Source organism: Moritella marina ATCC 15381 (assembly GCF_008931805.1).
Classification (GTDB): domain Bacteria; phylum Pseudomonadota; class Gammaproteobacteria; order Enterobacterales; family Moritellaceae; genus Moritella; species Moritella marina.
This window is the reverse complement of record NZ_CP044399.1, coordinates 3165775-3183429: the sequence shown is the minus strand read 5'-3', so window position 1 is coordinate 3183429 and position 17655 is coordinate 3165775. Positions and strand designations below refer to the sequence as shown.

The 17655-nt window shown below is 41.2% G+C and carries 16 protein-coding genes; 14 read left to right on the top strand and 2 right to left on the bottom strand.

Translation table 11 applies throughout. From position 1 onward, the window contains the following. Nucleotides 1-2: 2 nt before the first annotated feature. Genes FR932_RS14180 through FR932_RS14170 form a run of 3 tightly spaced genes read left to right on the top strand, consistent with a single transcriptional unit; the run spans nucleotide 3 to nucleotide 4841 of the window. The gene (locus FR932_RS14180; protein ID WP_019441561.1) at nucleotides 3-617 is read left to right on the top strand and encodes a nitroreductase family protein; all 615 of its coding nucleotides are present in this window, start codon (nucleotides 3-5) and stop codon (nucleotides 615-617) included. After that, the gene (locus FR932_RS14175; protein ID WP_019441560.1) at nucleotides 607-3414 is read left to right on the top strand and encodes a GNAT family N-acetyltransferase; all 2808 of its coding nucleotides are present in this window, start codon (nucleotides 607-609) and stop codon (nucleotides 3412-3414) included. The genes FR932_RS14180 and FR932_RS14175 overlap by 11 nt, the downstream gene beginning before the upstream one ends. A gap of 8 nt (nucleotides 3415-3422) precedes the next feature. Further along, nucleotides 3423-4841, top strand: a complete 1419-nt coding sequence (locus FR932_RS14170) for a lysine N(6)-hydroxylase/L-ornithine N(5)-oxygenase family protein (RefSeq protein WP_240532403.1) — start codon at nucleotides 3423-3425, stop codon at nucleotides 4839-4841. Between the two features lie 71 nt (nucleotides 4842-4912). Here the strand turns inward: FR932_RS14170 and suhB are convergent, their stop codons facing one another. After that, nucleotides 4913-5716 carry an inositol-1-monophosphatase gene (gene suhB / locus FR932_RS14165; RefSeq protein ID WP_019441558.1) on the bottom strand — a complete coding sequence of 268 codons (804 nt, stop codon included), beginning with the start codon at nucleotides 5714-5716 and terminating at the stop codon, nucleotides 4913-4915. 278 nt (nucleotides 5717-5994) lie between these two features. Here suhB and trmJ point away from each other — a divergent pair, with 278 nt between their 5' ends. The 10 genes from trmJ (at nucleotide 5995) to pepB (ending at nucleotide 13977) form a co-directional block, all read left to right on the top strand. Then, nucleotides 5995-6711 (top strand): tRNA (cytosine(32)/uridine(32)-2'-O)-methyltransferase TrmJ, encoded by a 717-nt coding sequence (gene trmJ / locus FR932_RS14160; protein ID WP_019441557.1) that lies wholly within the window; start codon nucleotides 5995-5997, stop codon nucleotides 6709-6711. Nucleotides 6712-6834: 123 nt separating this feature from the next. Then, on the top strand, nucleotides 6835-7308 hold the full coding sequence (locus tag FR932_RS14155) for a Fe-S cluster assembly transcription factor (protein WP_026032150.1): 474 nt from the start codon (nucleotides 6835-6837) through the stop codon (nucleotides 7306-7308). A gap of 95 nt (nucleotides 7309-7403) precedes the next feature. Next, nucleotides 7404-8618, top strand: a complete 1215-nt coding sequence (locus FR932_RS14150) for an IscS subfamily cysteine desulfurase (RefSeq protein WP_019441555.1) — start codon at nucleotides 7404-7406, stop codon at nucleotides 8616-8618. Between the two features lie 53 nt (nucleotides 8619-8671). Then, nucleotides 8672-9055: a Fe-S cluster assembly scaffold IscU gene (iscU, locus tag FR932_RS14145; protein ID WP_019441554.1), complete on the top strand. Its 384-nt coding sequence runs from the start codon at nucleotides 8672-8674 to the stop codon at nucleotides 9053-9055. A gap of 9 nt (nucleotides 9056-9064) precedes the next feature. Then, nucleotides 9065-9388, top strand: a complete 324-nt coding sequence (iscA, locus tag FR932_RS14140; RefSeq protein ID WP_019441553.1) for an iron-sulfur cluster assembly protein IscA — start codon at nucleotides 9065-9067, stop codon at nucleotides 9386-9388. 69 nt (nucleotides 9389-9457) lie between these two features. After that, nucleotides 9458-9976 carry a co-chaperone HscB gene (hscB, locus tag FR932_RS14135; protein ID WP_019441552.1) on the top strand — a complete coding sequence of 173 codons (519 nt, stop codon included), beginning with the start codon at nucleotides 9458-9460 and terminating at the stop codon, nucleotides 9974-9976. Nucleotides 9977-10006: 30 nt separating this feature from the next. Then, nucleotides 10007-11866: a Fe-S protein assembly chaperone HscA gene (gene hscA / locus FR932_RS14130; RefSeq protein ID WP_019441551.1), complete on the top strand. Its 1860-nt coding sequence runs from the start codon at nucleotides 10007-10009 to the stop codon at nucleotides 11864-11866. 3 nt (nucleotides 11867-11869) lie between these two features. Continuing rightward, a complete protein-coding gene (gene fdx, locus FR932_RS14125; RefSeq protein ID WP_019441550.1) occupies nucleotides 11870-12208 on the top strand; it encodes an ISC system 2Fe-2S type ferredoxin in 339 nt (112 codons plus the stop codon). Between the two features lie 119 nt (nucleotides 12209-12327). Beyond that, nucleotides 12328-12525, top strand: a complete 198-nt coding sequence (iscX, locus tag FR932_RS14120) for a Fe-S cluster assembly protein IscX (protein WP_019441549.1) — start codon at nucleotides 12328-12330, stop codon at nucleotides 12523-12525. 153 nt (nucleotides 12526-12678) lie between these two features. Continuing rightward, nucleotides 12679-13977, top strand: coding sequence for an aminopeptidase PepB (gene pepB, locus FR932_RS14115; RefSeq protein ID WP_019441548.1), 1299 nt, complete (start codon nucleotides 12679-12681; stop codon nucleotides 13975-13977). Nucleotides 13978-14086: 109 nt separating this feature from the next. Here the strand turns inward: pepB and fadE are convergent, their stop codons facing one another. After that, nucleotides 14087-16603: an acyl-CoA dehydrogenase FadE gene (fadE, locus tag FR932_RS14110; protein WP_019441547.1), complete on the bottom strand. Its 2517-nt coding sequence runs from the start codon at nucleotides 16601-16603 to the stop codon at nucleotides 14087-14089. 436 nt (nucleotides 16604-17039) lie between these two features. On the opposite strand from fadE, the gene lpcA reads away from it, so the two are divergent. After that, nucleotides 17040-17630 (top strand): D-sedoheptulose 7-phosphate isomerase, encoded by a 591-nt coding sequence (lpcA, locus tag FR932_RS14105; RefSeq protein ID WP_019441546.1) that lies wholly within the window; start codon nucleotides 17040-17042, stop codon nucleotides 17628-17630. The last annotated feature ends 25 nt before the right edge of the window (nucleotides 17631-17655 follow it).

The following is a 17655-nucleotide window of genomic DNA, read 5'->3' as shown; positions in this document are numbered from 1 at the left end:
CCATGCCAGTTTTAGATTTTATTTATCAACGTAGTTCTTGTCATGTTCATGAAATGTGCCTGCCTGCGCCTAATAATGTGCAATTGAAACGTATCTTTCAAGCGGTGATGAGTGCGCCTGACCACGGTAATCTAAGGCCTTGGCATTTAGTTGTTGTGGCTAATGAACAGGTACCAAATATGTGTGAATTGATGTGTGAAGCTTGGTTGGAAGAGGGCGGAGATATCGATCCTGCCAAGATCCGTCGACTGACTAATTACCTTGGTGATGCACCTATGGTGGTCGTGGTTTCTGCAAATATAACCAGTCCGCATGCTGTTTCTCGTCGAGACCAAGTATTATCCGCAGCGGCTGCCTGCCAAAATATTTTATTAGCGGCTGAAGAGCAAGATATTGCGGCAGTTTGGTATAGCACCGACGCAGCCGAATTACCGCGTGTGCAACAATTATTTGGCTTAACTCAGCAGCAAGAACCGGTGGCTTTTATTATGTTAGGTACTAAGAAATCAGAACGCATCAAACCACGTGGCGAGATAGATAAACATTGTTATCAATGGCAAGGCGATGGCGAACTCGTTCCGTTATTTGCACTGGAGGAGAATGACCATGCAGTATAGCTATAGCCAAAAATTATCATTAGATGCCTTTCTTAATGCGCTATTGAATGAGTGGTCGGGTTACAGTATTACCGACGATGAAATATGTATAGATATGACAGCTGGAAAGCTAGTGTTGCCATTATTACAGCGCTCAGCCGTGCAACGTTTTCAATTTAATTATCCGGTTAAATTTCGAGATTTACAAGGTGAGGCTGATATCGCTTATGCGGATGTAGTTGAGTTAATTTGTCAGCATCACGACATTACCGGTGACTTTAACCAAGCGCAATTATTGGGATTTAAACAGCAAGTATTTAATAGTCAAAGTCATATTGAAAATGTATTGGCAGAGCGCACTACACCAGTCGGTATTGATGGGTTTATTCAAGCGGAACAAAGTTTACTTGGTGGGCATAATTTACATCCTGCAGGTAAGAGTCACGCAGGATGGACAGTTGAAGAATCTAAGCTGTATAGCCCTGATTATGGCAATAGTTTTACGTTGCAGTGGTACTTTGTCGCACCGAGTTTATTAGTGGGGAATAGCCATGGCGAATCACTTTCAGACTTACTCTTGCAAACTTACCAAGATACATTTAATACTCAGGGTTTACCGAGTGTTATTCCTAATGGCTACTTGCCTTTTCCAATGCATCCTCATCAAGTCAAAGTGCTGCGTGATAATAGCAGTATGCAGCAATATTTTGCTGATGGCTTAATGATTGAATGTGCCGATAGCGCGCAAGGTAAAATGTGGCACCCAACATCATCAACGCGGGCGTTATGGCAACAAGATAGCCGTTGGATGCTGAAATTTTCACTTGCGGTGAAGCTAACAAACTCTGTGCGTCATTTATCGGTAAAAGAATTAGAGCGTGGTGTATTGTTTAACCAAGTCAGTGAAGAACTGGCTGGGGCTGAGTTATGGCAACGTTTCCCAACATTCTCGGTATTGCAAGAACCAGCCTGGAGTGGATTAAAAGATCTGAACGGAGAAGTGATCGTCGATAGCTTATTCTGCTGGCGTGAAAATTGTTTCCCGACAGGTAAAGAGTCGAGCATGGTGTTGGCTACATTAACGCAGACTAAGGAGGATGGCGGTAATTTCATCCAAGATTTAATCGCCGAATTTGCGACGCATCAGTCATTGTCATATCACGATGCTAGTTTGATTTGGTTCGAACAGTTCTTAGAGCAAGTCATAAAACCTATTTGTGTCGCGCGCAGTGATTATGGGCTGATATTACTTGCCCATCAACAGAACATCTTAGTCGATTTTGATAATGGCCTGCCTTGTGGGGTTAAATTCAGGGATTGCCAAGGCACTGGCTTTACTGAAACCGCGATTCAACGTTTTCCATTACTGCAACAGAATCAGCCTGAATATTTCATGAAAAATGCCGATGTTAATTCGTATTTTAGCTATTACCTTATTGTTAACTCGCTGAATAGTGTGATTTCAGCATTACAATCAGAAGTACCATCGGGTGAGCAGCATCATATCGATAGCAAGGTATCACTTGAGCAACTTGTGCAGATGTCACAACACCTTTGGCGTCAGTTAGCGCAGCATAGTTTTTATGATCGCTCCTTCTATGATTACCTGTTAGGTTGTGACCGTTTGACGATAAAAAGTAATTTCTTTTGTTTCTTATCAGCGCAAAATGAAACTGAAATTACGGATCCCAGTAAAATTTATGTCAGTTACCCAAATCTATTCAAGTTTACAGAGACGGAAGGCGTCAATAGCGTTTTCAAACCTCTATTCAAGCCACAAGCTGATAGTGCGCATATCAGTAAAACCGGTAGCAAGTTGGTATTTGAAACCAGCGGTGAGCATTTCACAGTGAAAAGTTGTTTGAGCCAATGGGCGTTTACCTATGATGATGGTTTAAATGCAGATTTCAGAGCTGAAGTAAGAGCTGAGGTAAGAGCTGAGGTCAGAACTGAATTGAGGGCAGCGGTGAGTGCCTTAGATCAAGCGCAGTGGTTTAATATTCTTGAGCATGTTTTTGCAGGTATGGGGGTTAATCGTAAGACCATTATTATCAAGCAATCATTATGGTTGGCAATGACAACTGCACAAATTCCAATGTGGGCAGATATGGTTTGCGATGATGTGCATATTCAGCGCGCAGCATTTTATCAATACGCCAACATTTGGTCAAAACTACAGACTTGCGATAATACAGATGTACCATTATTGATATCAACTGAAGGCGTGGAATACCCACAGCGTCAACCCCAGCCTGAAGGCATTTGGTATCAGCAGTACGTTTATGATCTTGGCCGTGTGATTAGTTTTAAATGTGCTGACCTGCAATTAGATTTAGCCAACTTCAGTCACTGGCATAATCGCCCTGAAGTAAGTCGTATGTGGGAACTCGCAGGTAGTAAAGACTCGCATTTACAGTACCTCGAAAAGCAAACCGCAGATCCTCATAGCATGGCGGTCATCGGTTATGTTGATGGCGTTGCCTTTGGTTATTTAGAGGTGTATTGGACACCTGAAGATCGTCTTGGCATTTATTATGATTGCCAGCATTATGATCGCGGTGTACATATGCTGGTGGGTAATCCATTGTTCTTAGGCGGACGTTATTTTGTCAATTGGGCGCGTTGTTTACAACACGCGATTTATACCGATGAACAGCGTACCGGGCATGTATTGGGTGAACCTCGTGCTGATAATAAACATGTCGCGAAGATCGCCAGTAAAGTCGGGTTAGAAAAGTTAAAAGAGTTCGATTTCCCGCATAAAAGAGCAGCGCTACTGTGTAGTGAACGGAATGATTTTTTTGAGCGTATTATTTAAGGATGAACATGATGGAAAAGTTAACAGATATTATCGGTATAGGTGTTGGTCCTTTCAATTTAAGTATCGCTGCGCTATTAGAGCAGACACCCAGTTTAACAAGCTGCTTCTTAGAGCATAAAAAGTCGTTCATTTGGCATGAAGGTTTGATGCTACCAAATACTTATATGCAAACATCTTATTTAAAAGATCTGGTTACTGCAGTCGCACCAGAAAGCCCATACAGTTTTATTGCTTATTTGGTGCGAAACAAAAAATTCTATCGTTTTTTAAATACGGAACAAAAAACCATTACTCGCGCAGAGTTTTCTGATTATTTATCTTGGGTATCTAAGCAATTAAATAATGTGAATTTTTCGCAGACGGTAGAGGATATTGATTTTATTGGCGATCGATTTGTGATCACAACTAATCAAGGTCTGTATCAAGCAAAACATATTTGCTTAGGGACTGGTAAGACGCCTTACATTCCAGCTGAGGTAAAACCTTACTTGGGCGATAACTGTTTTCATGCCAGTGAAATAGGCTTACGTAATATTGATTTGACCGGTAAACGTGTGGTGCTTGTAGGCGGTGGACAGACGGGGGCCGATGTATTTTTAAATGCACTACGTGGAAATTGGGGCCAGCCCGCACAGTTAGATTGGCTGTCACGTCGAGCTAACTTCCAGGCACTCGATGAGGCGGCTTTTAGTAATGAATACTTTATGCCGCGTTACGTTGAGCAGTTTTACCATTTAAATGAAGAGGTAAAACAACAGGAGATCCGTGCGCAGAAGTTAACGAGTGACGGTATCACCAGTGAAGCTTTATTAGCTATTTATCAAGAATTATACGCTAAATTTGAAGTGCAAAAACAACGTAAATGGGTACGCTTACTGCCGCATCGGACGGTTAGTTCAATGGCTAATACGGCGGATGGATTTAATTTAATCGCGGATAATAATTTAACAGAAAAAGCGGAGAGTTATGCTGCCACCGTTGTTATTTTAGCAACTGGTTTTGAATCGAAAATACCAGATTGTATTAAGGGGTTAACACCCATGCTAGATCTGTCTGCTGATGGTTCGTTACAGCTTGAGCCTAATTTTAAAGTGAAATGGTTTGGTAGTCAGGATAATCATATTTATGCCGTTAATGCTGGGTTAGATAGCCACGGTATAGCAGACCCTCAATTGAGTTTAATGGCGTGGCGCTCTGCTAAAATAATTAATGATTTATTACCTGAACCTGCGTTTGATCTCGCTGAAAATGAACATGTGATCCGATGGACAAATGAGGATGTTGATGCGCAGAGTGGAGCTGTGAATAGCTTAAGGGATAATAGTTTAAGAGACGATATTTTAAGAGACGATAGTTTAAAAAAAGATAGCTCAGAAAACGATGATAAAGCAGAAATAAAACAACAGGTATTATCGGTGGTTTAACTAAATAAAAGGCCCAGTACTTGTAATAAGTACTGGGCCTTCTTATTTTACGTTACTTAAGTAAAGTAAACTTATTTAGCTAAAGATTCAGTCAGGTTAGGACGTATCTTAGCAAGCATATCTTTAAGTACGCGTGGTGATGCAGCAACTGAGTTACCAGACTTAAAGAAGTCATGGCCGCCCGCGAAATCTGTTACGATAGCGCCTGATTCAGTAGCTATTAAGTTACCCGCTGCCGTTTCCCAAGGTTTTTGACCCATGCTCCAGAAACCGTCGATACGACCAGCTGCTAGGTAAGCAAGGTTAAGTGCAGGACTGCCAGATGCACGAACATCAGCACATTCAGTAAATAATGAACTAAAGATGTTCATGTAAGTATCTTGCTGATGCTTCATGTTGTGTGGGAAGCCTGTTGCTAAAACAGTACCTGATAAATCTTTAGCAGAGCCAGCACGTAAACGGAAACCGTTTAATTGAGCGCCTTTACCACGACAAGCAGAGAAGATTTCATCACCGATAGCATCAAAGATAACTGCAACTTCAGCTTTACCTTTAACGTGTAAAGCAACTGAGATTGCGAAGTGTGGAATACCTTTAATAAAGTTTGTGTGACCGTTTAGTGGGTCAATGATCCACTGGTAGTCAGTATCTGTACCAGAGATAGCGCCGCTGTCTTTAGCGATGATCGTATGCTCTGGGTAAGCTTTTTTAATTGTAGCGATAATAGCTGCTTCAGCTTCTTTTTCTACGTTAGTCACAAAATCATTTGTGCCTTTTTGCTCGATCTTAGTTTTACTAGGATCGCCATAAGCTTTTACGATTACATTGCCTGCGTCACGCGCAGCACGGATCGCGATTGTTAGCATCGGATGCATACTATTACCACCAAATTTTTGAAAGAACGGGAATTAGGGCGCGGAGTATACCCAACTTAACGCAAAGATCCAAAGTAATTTTCATAACTTTTTACACCTGATTTTAATTCTTAGTATATTTTTACGTTTTCACTGCTGCTTATTGCATCTGCTCAGGGTTAATTGTGGTAGAATCCGCGACCAGTAAATTAACAATTCCAATAATAGTCTAACTCTGGCGTTAAACGACCTGTTTAATTAGTTAGTTTGACTGTTATACATCTTTTTAGGTATTAATTATGTTAGCAAACGTAAAAGTTGTATTAGTCGGTACATCTCATCCTGGTAATATTGGTTCAGCTGCTCGTGCAATGAAAACAATGGGTTTTACACAGTTGGTATTAGTTGCACCATTATGTGAGATTGATGAAAAATCAGTAGCATTGGCTGCCGGTGCTGCAGATGTATTAGAAAATGCTACGATTGTCGATACCTTAGAAGAAGCTGTGGAAAATTGCGGTTTAGTGATTGGCACTAGCGCACGTTCTCGTACGCTGCAGTGGCCAATGCTTGATTCACGTGAAGCGGGTTTAAAGCTTATCGAAGAAGTGCCGAACTACCCTGTAGCATTGGTATTTGGTCGTGAACGTATTGGTTTAACCAATGATGAACTACAAAAATGTACTTATCATGTATGCGTATCTGCAAATCCAGAATACAGCTCATTAAACCTCGCAATGGCAGTACAAATTCTAACGTACGAAACACGCATGGCTTACCTCGCGACGAGCAGTTTCCCAGAACAAGATAATCCGTATCCAAAACAAGCGGAGCTAGAAATGTTCCATACGCATCTTGAAGAAACATTATGGGATTCTGGTTTTATCAATAAAGCCCATCCAGGTGTGGTGATGAATCGTTTACGTCGCTTATTCACCCGCGCACGTCCTGAAACCGTGGAGCTAAATATTCTCCGTGGTGCCTTGGTTTCTATCCAGCGTAACCTTAAAAAATAACGTCATCAGTATTGTCAGTTTGATTGCTAAAAAGTAATACCTGAGTAAATTAGTCAGGTATATACTTGACCATTTCAGTCGGGTATGTAACCATAACCTTAAATAACAGTTTTAGAGGTTGCTATGCGATTGACATCGAAGGGACGATACGCCGTTACAGCTATGATTGACCTTGCATTGCACGCGGAAATTAAACCTGTGCCATTAGCTGAAATATCAGAACGACAAAGTATTTCGTTGTCGTATTTGGAACAGCTATTCTCTCGATTACGTCGAAAGAATTTGGTTGCAAGTGCACGAGGACCCGGTGGTGGCTATAAGTTAGGCATGTTACCTGGGCTTATTTCTGTCGGTATGATCATTGATGCTGTTGATGAGAATGTAAAAGCGACCAAATGTGATTCTTCAGGCGGTTGTAATGATGGAAAACGCTGTTTAACGCATTCACTTTGGGATGATTTAAGTGAGCGAATCAGTGATTTTCTTGATAATATATCGCTGGCTGATCTGATGGCAAATAATGAAATAAAGCAGATCGTCAATGAGCAAGATAACGACCGTCAAATGTTAAACAAGATTGATGTAAACATTATCTGATTATAACGGTCTAACAACATAATCGAATCAAAATTATAATTATAAGATATAAACACCGTTAGTTGCCTAACCGTGTTGTATGGAGCAATGACTAGATGAAAAAACCTATTTATTTGGATTATTCTGCGACTACGCCTGTAGACCCTCGTGTAGCAGAAAAAATGATGCAGTGTTTAACTATGGACGGCATCTTTGGTAACCCTGCGTCTCGTTCACACCGTTTCGGTTGGCAGGCAGAAGAAGCTGTAGACATTGCTCGTAATCAAATTGCAGATTTAGTCAATGCAGACCCACGTGAAGTTGTTATTACGTCGGGTGCAACTGAATCAAACAATCTTGCAATTAAAGGTGCTGCGCATTTTTATAACAAGAAAGGCAAACATATTATTACAAGTAAAATTGAGCATAAAGCTGTGCTTGATACTTGTCGTCAACTTGAGCGTGAAGGTTATGAAGTAACTTATTTAGACCCGACTTCGGAAGGTCTAATTACAGTTGAAATCCTTGAAGCTGCAATTCGTGAAGATACTATTATTGTTAGTATCATGCACGTGAACAATGAAATCGGTGCGATTAATGATATCGCTGCATTGGGTGAACTTTGTCGTGCGAAGAAAGTTTTATTCCATGTAGATGCTGCGCAAAGTGCGGGCAAATTACCACTTGATTTCTCTGAATTAAAAGTAGATATGTTATCAGTATCGGCACATAAAATTTATGGCCCTAAAGGTATTGGTGCATTATACGTTCAACGTAAACCGCGTATCCGCTTAGAAGCGCAGATGCACGGTGGCGGTCATGAACGTGGTATGCGTAGTGGTACACTGCCAACTCACCAAATCGTGGGTATGGGTGAAGCATTCCGTATTGCTAAAGAAGAAATGCAACAAGATACAGACCATGCTGAAGCATTACGTCAACGTTTCTGGGCTGGCATTGCAGATATCGAAGAAGTATATCTAAATGGCCATGCAGAACAACGTATCGTAAGCAACTTAAACGTAAGCTTCAACTTTGTTGAAGGTGAGTCATTAATGATGGCACTGAAAGACCTTGCGGTTTCTTCAGGCTCAGCTTGTACATCAGCAAGTTTAGAACCATCTTATGTACTACGTGCATTAGGTCTGAACGATGAAATGGCGCATAGCTCAATTCGTTTCTCATTCGGTCGTTTTACGACTGTAGAAGAAGTTGATTATGCAACAAGCATCATTAAAGAGAACATCAGTAAGCTACGTGAAATGTCGCCTTTATGGGAGATGTTTAAAGATGGTATCGATTTAAGCACTATCGAGTGGGATCACCACTAATCGACCACCCTTGTTTCACGAAGATTTATATTTTAGTTTGAAGGAGTTAGATCATGGCTTATAGCGAAAAAGTAATCGACCATTATGAAAATCCACGTAACGTAGGTTCATTTGATAAAAGTGACCCATCTATCGCAACTGGTATGGTAGGCGCACCTGCTTGTGGTGACGTAATGAAGTTACAACTTAAGATTAACGAAGAAGGCATCATTGAAGATGCTAAATTCAAAACTTACGGTTGTGGTTCTGCTATCGCATCAAGCTCTTTAGTTACCGAATGGGTAAAAGGTAAGAGCATTGAGCAAGCGGGCGAAATTACTAACACAACAATTGCTGAAGAGCTTGAGTTACCACCAGTGAAAATTCACTGTTCAATTCTTGCTGAAGATGCAATTAAAGCTGCAATTGACGATTACAAAAAGAAAAAAGAGTCTTAGGAGCTAAATATGGCTGTTACCTTATCTGACTCAGCTGCTGCTCGCGTAGCGACTTACCTTGAAAAACGTGGTAAAGGCGCAGGCTTACGTCTAGGTGTGAAAACATCTGGTTGTTCTGGTCTAGCCTATATCCTTGAGTTTGTTGACTCTATTGATGAAAACGATGAAGTTTTTGTTGAAAAAGGTGTGACAGTTATCGTGGATAAAAAAAGCTACGTTTATCTTGATGGAATCGAATTAGATTTCGTTAAAGAAGGTCTGAATGAAGGGTTTGAATTTAACAATCCCAACATGAAAGGCGAATGCGGCTGCGGTGAAAGCTTCAACGTGTAATATTGATATGCCCAAATAACCTGGTTATTTGGGTTTTGTTTATTTAATCTATCCATTAAAGGTCGTCAGATGAACCACTTTGAGCTGTTTGGTTTACCCGTTAATTTTGAATTAGATAGTGCCGGTTTAGCAACAAAATATCGAGATTTACAACGTACACTACACCCTGATAATTTTGCCAATGGCAGTGAGCGTGAGCGCTTATTATCAGTGCAAAAGTCATCTCAAGTTAATGATGCCTATTCAATTCTGAAATCACCAATCCAACGTGCAGAATATATCCTTGCTATTTGTCATGAAGATATTCGTGGTGAGCAAAAAACATTACAAGATCCAATGTTTTTAATGCAGCAAATGGAACAGCATGAACGTCTTGCAGATATCCCACATGCTGCAGACCCTGAACAAGAAATTGCAGACTTTGATGATGAATTAAGTTTATCAATCAAACAATATTTGCAAGAATTCAATGAATTGGTCAGTATTGAGCATTATAATGACGCGGCGAATGTAGTGCGCAAATTAAAATTTGTTTATAAACTGCAGACACAATTAAGTACACTTGAAGATAGTTTACTTGATTACTAATCAAATAATTTAAATTTAAGAACCTAAAACATGGCATTACTTCAAATTGCTGAACCGGGTCAATCGGCAGCACCTCATGAGCATAAACTTGCAGTCGGCATTGATCTTGGTACGACTAATTCATTAGTGGCAAGTGTCCGTAGTGGCAGTGCAATCACGTTAGTCAATAACGCTGGTCACGATATTTTACCATCAGTGGTTCGTTATACCGCAGATGCGATTATTGTTGGTGATCTTGCTGCAGAACAAGCGGTAACCGACCCAGAAAATACTATCTCATCAGTAAAACGTTTAATGGGCAAAGCATTTTCAGATATTGATACTGCGCGTATTCCTAACGTACTGATTGAATCGGCATCTGGCCAACCGTTAATTAAAACGGTAGCAGGTGAACTTAATCCGGTTCAAGTTTCAGCCGAAATACTAAAAACTTTAGCTGCACGTGCCACTGAATCTTTGGCTGGTGAACTTAATGGTGTTGTGATTACTGTGCCCGCTTACTTTGATGATGCACAACGTCAAGGTACCAAAGATGCAGCAAACATCGCCGGGTTGAATGTATTACGTTTATTAAATGAACCGACAGCTGCAGCTATTGCATATGGCTTAGATGCCGGTCAAGAAGGCGTTATCGCGGTTTATGATCTGGGCGGTGGTACGTTCGACATTTCTATTTTACGTCTCAATAAAGGCGTATTCGAAGTCCTCGCAACAGGTGGTGATTCGGCGCTGGGTGGTGATGATTTTGACCATTTAGTTGCAGATTGGATCAGCACTGAAGCTGGACTGGTTGGTGAGCAACCGTTGGCAATGCAACGTTTGTTATTAAACCAAGCGAAACAAGCAAAACAAGCATTAACAGACAATGATAGTGTGGATATCACGCTGTCATTAGAGCCTGTTAATTGGCAGGGCTCATTAAGCCGGGCAACATTTGAAACGCTAATTCAACCTCTTGTTAAACGTACTTTACTTGCATGTCGTCGTTCATTAAAAGATGCTGAAATCAGCAAAGAAGACGTACTGGAAGTTGTGATGGTGGGCGGTTCTACTCGTGTACCATTAGTGCGTGAAAAAGTGGGGGAGTTTTTTACTCAAGAGCCACTAACTAGTATTAATCCAGATAAAGTTGTGGCAGTTGGCGCAGCGATTCAGGCTGACGTATTAGTGGGTAATAAACCTGATTCAGAGTTATTATTACTAGACGTAACGCCATTGTCACTTGGTCTTGAAACCATGGGTAACTTAGTTGAAAAAGTGATCCCACGTAACACGACTATTCCTGTGGCTCGAGCACAAGAGTTTACGACGTTTAAAGATGGTCAAACAGCGATGACTATTCACGTACTACAAGGTGAACGTGAATTAGTGACTGATTGCCGTTCATTAGCGCGTTTCTCATTAACAGGTATTCCACCAATGGCCGCAGGTGCTGCACACATTCGTGTGACGTTCCAGGTGGATGCGGATGGTTTGTTAAGTGTTTCTGCTATGGAAAAATCATCAGGTGTATCGGCATCTATTCAAGTTAAACCATCGTATGGTTTGAGTGATGATGAAGTGGCAAACATGCTTAAAGATTCAATGACGTATGCGAAAGAAGATGTAACAGCGCGTATGCTAGCAGAGCAACAATTAGAAGCTGACCGTGTCATGGAAAGCCTAATCGTAGCCTTACAACAAGATGGTAAAGCCTTGTTGTCAGACGCAGAGCAAACTGTCATTGAGAATGCGATTCAAGTGCTTTATCAGATCCGTCAAGGTGATGATAGAGATGCAATTGAAAAAGAAATTGAAACAGTCGATAAATTAACACAAGATTTTGCTGCTCGTCGTATGGATGCATCAATCCGTAAAGCGTTGCAGGGTCAGTCGGTAGATAAGGTCTAAGAAATGCCAAAAGTTATATTTTTACCTCATGAAGAACTATGCCCAGAAGGTCTATCTGTAGACGTTGAGAAGGGCGAAACGATCCTTGATGTTGCGTTGCGCAATAGAATCATCATTGAGCATGCGTGCGAGAAATCATGCGCGTGTACTACATGTCACGTGATCGTACGTGAAGGCTTTGATTCATTAGAAGAAAGTGATGAACTTGAAGATGACATGTTAGATAAAGCATGGGGTTTAGAACCGGATTCTCGTTTAGGTTGCCAAGCAGCTGTTGCGGATAAAGATCTGGTTGTTGAAATTCCGAAGTATACGTTAAACATGGTTTCTGAAAGCCATTAATAGCGATTAGTTTACTGCCTTGTTTTCTGATCTAAGGCTACGCATAAATGCCTTAAGACAACTAAACTGAAAGTAACAATAGGTTAGTCATAACTAAACGTTACTTTTAGAGAGGTCTTATGGCATTAGCATGGTCGGATAGCCGAGATATTGCAATCGAACTTTTCGAGCAATATCCAAAACAAGATCCGCAGCAAGTTAGATTCACCGATTTGCGCAAGATGATTATTGAACTAGACGATTTTACCGATGATCCCAATCATTGTGGTGAACGCGTACTTGAAGCTGTCATGCTTGCTTGGATTGATGAATATTAACTATTAATTGTTAATAACTAATACTGAATAAGCCCATAGTTAGCATAACGCTGATTATGGGCTTTTTTTTGTGCTTTAACTTGTTAATATGAAAGTTAAATAAGTGGTATATAACATAACGTATTGCTTACACGTCAAAATAAAGGATATTAAATGAAGGATTTCATGATCGTTGAGTTAACGCTTACCCCCGCTGACAGCTTTTGGGGCAAGAATGCATTAGTGAGCTTTAATGCTGGTGTCGCATCAATCCACCTGGCTGACCTTGGCGGTGATAGTGCATTACAAGTACAACGTGCGGCACGTAAACTGTCGAATCAAGGTATCGCTAAAGTGACCTTGCAAGGCGAGTTATGGAATACGGAATTACGCATTGCATTTGACCAAGGCTATTACACTGCAAAAGAAACGCAACAAGCTTGCTTTGGTTTAGATTCAGTAAACAGTACTGAAAAGAAAGCGTTCACTGATTTTCAAAAAGCCAGCCATTGGGTACGTAAAACCATTAATACCGACGCTGAAGATATGTATCCGGTTAAGCTAGCGCAAAGTGCGGCTGATTTGTTATTACAACTTGCGCCAGAAGCGATTAGCTACAAAATCATTGCTGGTGAAGAATTATTAACACACGGTTTTACCGGTATTCATACTGTCGGACGTGGCAGCCAGCATCCGCCAGCTATGTTACAACTGGACTTTAACCCAAGCGGTGATGCCGATGCGCCTGTAGCAACTGCATTAGTAGGCAAGGGCATTACTTTTGATTCAGGTGGTTACAGCATTAAGCCTTCTGATGGTATGGCTGTAATGAAAAGTGACATGGGCGGCGCTGCAACATTGACTGGCGCACTAGCATTAGCAATCAGCCAAGGCTTAAACCAACGCGTGCAGTTATTCTTATGCTGTGCAGAGAACATGATCAGCAGCAATGCGTTTAAACTTGGCGATATTATTACCTACAAAAATGATATCACTGTAGAGGTGCTTAATACAGATGCTGAAGGCCGCTTAGTGTTAGCCGACGGTTTACTTGCTGCTGAAGAGAACTCGCCGCAACGCTTGATTGATGCAGCGACACTGACCGGTGCGGCTAAGATGGCCTTAGGTCGTGATTATAATGCGCTATTTGGGTTTGATCAGGACTTGGTGAATTCAGTATTAGCAAATGCGAAATCAGAAAATGAATTTGCATGGCAATTACCTTTAGAGAAATGGCATCAAAGCCAATTACCATCAAGCTTTGCTGATATGGCGAACATCCATGCTGGTGAAGGTCGTGCTGGTGCATCGACTGCTGCTGCATTCTTATCGCGTTTTGTACGTGAAGATGGGCAAGGTTGGTTACATTTAGATTTAGCGGGCGCGTATCAGAAAGCGGCTAATGATTTATGGTCAACAGGCGGAAAAGGCCATGGTATTCGTACCTTAGCGAAAACCATACTAGACGTTTAAGTTCGGCTGTTTAAGTAAAACGGTTTAAATAAAAAAGCCACTGTCATCGATGATAACAGTGGCTTTTTTGTCGCTAGCGATTAATTGCTAGCAGTTATGTAACAAACCGTTAAGCAACCGCTTCAGTTTTTACTTTCTTCTTTTTAGCTGGTTTCGCGGTGCCATTTGCACGAGCTCGCCAATCACTGTTTAGTTGGTTAACTAATGACTTATCAGCAGCAAGTACTTCAGGGTCAAAATCATCAACGTTAATTGTACGTAAACGACCTTCTTCTGCAACTTTCAGTAACTCAGCTTCATCAGCCGTGATTTGCTTGTTAGCAAGTGCGATATCAGCAAACTTATCAAGATAGATAAATGCTTGTTTAGCACCATTCTCTTTACAAACACGGGCGAAGATAGGGTCAGCCACAATAATGTCTCTCAAGGCTTTCTCTTGTAGACCGACAGGGTTACCTTCTTCTTCAGTGAGGTACATGTCAGTTGCTAGGCGGCTACGCGTTTCAGAAGGAACTTGTAGTAAACCGGCAACAACATGGTCTAATTTATCAGCTGGACGAGATAGACGCGTACCTGCTGGTAGTACCATAGCGCGTAATGCAATACCAACAGCACGAACAGGGAAGTTACGTAGTAATTCATCAATTGCTTGTTCAGCTTGGAATAATGAGTCTTGTAATGCCCAGTGTACTAATGGTAAATCAGCTTTTTGACGACCTTCATCTTCAAAACGTTTCAATGTTGCAGATGATAAGTACAGTTGACTTAAGATATCACCTAAACGTGCAGAAACACGTTCTTTACGTTTCAGATCACCACCTAGAACGCCCATTGCAACATCAGATAAGAACGCTAAGTTTGCACTTAAACGGTTCATCTGTTGATAGTACTGTGCAGTTTCATCTTTAAATGGTGCAGCAGAGCCTTTACCGTTAGTCACACCCATCACGAATGAACGGAAGAAGTTCGACATAGCAAAACCAACATGACCGAATAGAGCTGCATCAAAGTCTTGTAGACCTTTTTTGTGATCGCTAAGTGCTGCTGCAGTTAATTCAGGTAATACAAACGGATGACAACGGATTGCGCCTTGACCATAAATGATCAGGTTACGAGTCAGAATGTTTGCACCTTCTACTGTAATTGCAACTGGCGCCGCTTGGTAACCACGACCTGCCATGTTGTTTGGACCAAGACAGATACCTTTACCACCTGAGATGTCCATTGCATCGATTGCACATTTTTGCGCACGGTCTGTTAAATGCATTTTAACAATCGCAGTGATTACTGATGGTTTCTCACCTAAATCAATCGCACTCGTTGTGAGTGTTGATGCTGCACCCATGAGGTAAGCATTACCACCGATACGTGCTAGTGGTTCTTCGATACCTTCCATTTTACCAATCGCAACTTTAAATTGACGACGGATAGCTGTGTAAGAACCCATGCCTAATGCGGCTAGCTTAACGGCACCTGCAGAGCATGAAGGTAATGTAATACCACGACCAACAGAGAGACATTCAACGAGCATGCTCCAGCCTTTACCAGCCATCTCTGGACCACCGATAATAAAGTCTAGTGGTACGAATACTTCGTTACCTTTAGTTGGACCATTTTGGAACGGTAAGTTAAGCGGGAAGTGACGACGACCAGTTTCAACACCTGGGATATCTGTTGGGATAAGCGCACAAGTAATACCGATATCTTCTTTATCACCTAATAGACCGTCAGGATCGCGAAGTTTAATCGCAAGGCCAAGTACAGTCGCAACAGGTGCAAGTGTAATATAACGTTTGTTCCAAGTCAGTTTCATACCTAGTACTTCTTTCCCTTCGAATTCACCTTTACAGACGATACCGAAATCAGGGATAGCGCCGGCATCTGAACCCGCTTCAGGGCTTGTTAATGCGAAACATGGAATTTCCTCACCAATAGCCAAACGAGGAAGGTAGTAATCTTGCTGCTCTTTAGTGCCGTAGTGCTGTAGTAATTCACCAGGTCCTAATGAGTTAGGTACACCAACAGTGCTCGCCATTACTGAGCTTGAGCCTGTTAATTTTTGCAGTACCATTGATTGTGCTAATGCAGAGAATTCTAGACCACCGTATTTTTTCTTGATGATCATGGCGAAGAAACCCTTAGTTTTAAGGAATTCCCACAGTTCTGGAGGTAAATCTGCACGATTGTGAGTGATGTCAAACTCATCAGCCATACGACATGCTTCCTCTACAGGACCGTCAAGGAAAGCACGTTCCTCAGCAGATAGTGCAGGCGCAGGTACGTTGTGCAGTTTTTCCCAATTTGGTTTGCCGCTGAATAGGTCAGCATCCCACCAAGTGGTGCCGGCTTCTAATGCTTCAGTCTCTGTTTGAGACATTTCCGGCATTATTTTACGGAAACCTTTTAAGATTGGCGCTGTTAGATAGCCTTGACGAATACTCGTGATATTTAACGGTATCGCAATTACAGCGGTTATGATCCAAATAGCTAACGGCACATCACCGAAATATGAAACGGCTGCAAGTGCAATAAAAAATGCACCAGTAAACGCAGCTAATGATGCTCTTTGGTAAGATAATGTACCAAATATTGCCACTAAGGCTAAGAGTGAGATTGTGGTTGCCATGATTTTCTCCTTTCATTACGCAACTAAATAGCAAAGTCAGAGGTCAGACCAGAAGACTGGTTTGTGTATTAGTTCTAGTTGAAAATTATTAAATTAGCAAGTTTTTTACATGTAATTCACATAGTAATTATAGAACCTGTAACTAAACGCTTGTTTTTACCCCATTGGGTTTACAAGTGTTCACTGATAATAGCTTTGTTGGCTTGATAATTTAATTGCCGATTTACTTTTATTTTAGGTCAGATCGGTCAAGAAATTGGACTTTTCATTACTCATAAGTGGGTAGTAAGTGGGTGTTAACTATGCATTTTTTCATACCTTAAGCTTATTTTTAGTTATGCTTAACCTTTTATTTATATGGGTGATACAGGTACATAAATTTGTGAAACAATAGTACTATTATAGAAATATATTTTAAGCATAGAGGCGATAATAAATGACAAATTATCAAGGCTTAATTCAGCAGGAATTAGTCGAAGCAGCACAAGTATTAAATGACTTTTTAGCAGACCCGAAAAATGGTGAAAATATTGAAGCAGCAGCGGCATTATTAGCTGATTCATTTAAAGCCGGTGGCAAAGTATTATCTTGTGGTAATGGTGGTTCACATTGTGATGCGATGCATTTTGCTGAAGAGTTATCAGGTCGCTATCGTGAAAACCGTCCTGCAATGCCGGGTATTGCAATTTCTGATGTGAGCCATATGTCTTGCGTGAGTAATGATTTTGGCTATGAATATGTATTCTCACGTTATGTTGAAGGGATTGGTCAACAAGGCGATGTATTATTAGGGCTAAGCACGAGTGGTAACTCACAAAACGTCTTAAATGCGTTTGCAGCCGCGAAAGCCAAAGGCATGAAGACGATTGCACTAACGGGTAAAGATGGCGGGAAAATGGCTGGGATCGCTGATATTGAAATCCGCGTGCCGCACTTTGGTTATGCTGACCGTATTCAAGAGATTCACATTAAAGTGATCCATTTATTGATCCAGTTAGTTGAAAAAATGATGGGTTATGCTGACTAACCTAGGTCTTTTGGCTATATGATAT

Coding starts and splice junctions, on each gene's coding strand:
- FR932_RS14180 (WP_019441561.1), top strand. CDS start 3: ATGCCAGTTTTAGATTTTATTTATCAACGTAGTTCTTGTCATGTTCAT.
- FR932_RS14175 (WP_019441560.1), top strand. CDS start 607: ATGCAGTATAGCTATAGCCAAAAATTATCATTAGATGCCTTTCTTAAT.
- FR932_RS14170 (WP_240532403.1), top strand. CDS start 3,423: ATGATGGAAAAGTTAACAGATATTATCGGTATAGGTGTTGGTCCTTTC.
- suhB (WP_019441558.1), bottom strand. CDS start 5,716: ATGCATCCGATGCTAACAATCGCGATCCGTGCTGCGCGTGACGCAGGC.
- trmJ (WP_019441557.1), top strand. CDS start 5,995: ATGTTAGCAAACGTAAAAGTTGTATTAGTCGGTACATCTCATCCTGGT.
- FR932_RS14155 (WP_026032150.1), top strand. CDS start 6,835: ATGCGATTGACATCGAAGGGACGATACGCCGTTACAGCTATGATTGAC.
- FR932_RS14150 (WP_019441555.1), top strand. CDS start 7,404: ATGAAAAAACCTATTTATTTGGATTATTCTGCGACTACGCCTGTAGAC.
- iscU (WP_019441554.1), top strand. CDS start 8,672: ATGGCTTATAGCGAAAAAGTAATCGACCATTATGAAAATCCACGTAAC.
- iscA (WP_019441553.1), top strand. CDS start 9,065: ATGGCTGTTACCTTATCTGACTCAGCTGCTGCTCGCGTAGCGACTTAC.
- hscB (WP_019441552.1), top strand. CDS start 9,458: ATGAACCACTTTGAGCTGTTTGGTTTACCCGTTAATTTTGAATTAGAT.
- hscA (WP_019441551.1), top strand. CDS start 10,007: ATGGCATTACTTCAAATTGCTGAACCGGGTCAATCGGCAGCACCTCAT.
- fdx (WP_019441550.1), top strand. CDS start 11,870: ATGCCAAAAGTTATATTTTTACCTCATGAAGAACTATGCCCAGAAGGT.
- iscX (WP_019441549.1), top strand. CDS start 12,328: ATGGCATTAGCATGGTCGGATAGCCGAGATATTGCAATCGAACTTTTC.
- pepB (WP_019441548.1), top strand. CDS start 12,679: ATGAAGGATTTCATGATCGTTGAGTTAACGCTTACCCCCGCTGACAGC.
- fadE (WP_019441547.1), bottom strand. CDS start 16,603: ATGGCAACCACAATCTCACTCTTAGCCTTAGTGGCAATATTTGGTACA.
- lpcA (WP_019441546.1), top strand. CDS start 17,040: ATGACAAATTATCAAGGCTTAATTCAGCAGGAATTAGTCGAAGCAGCA.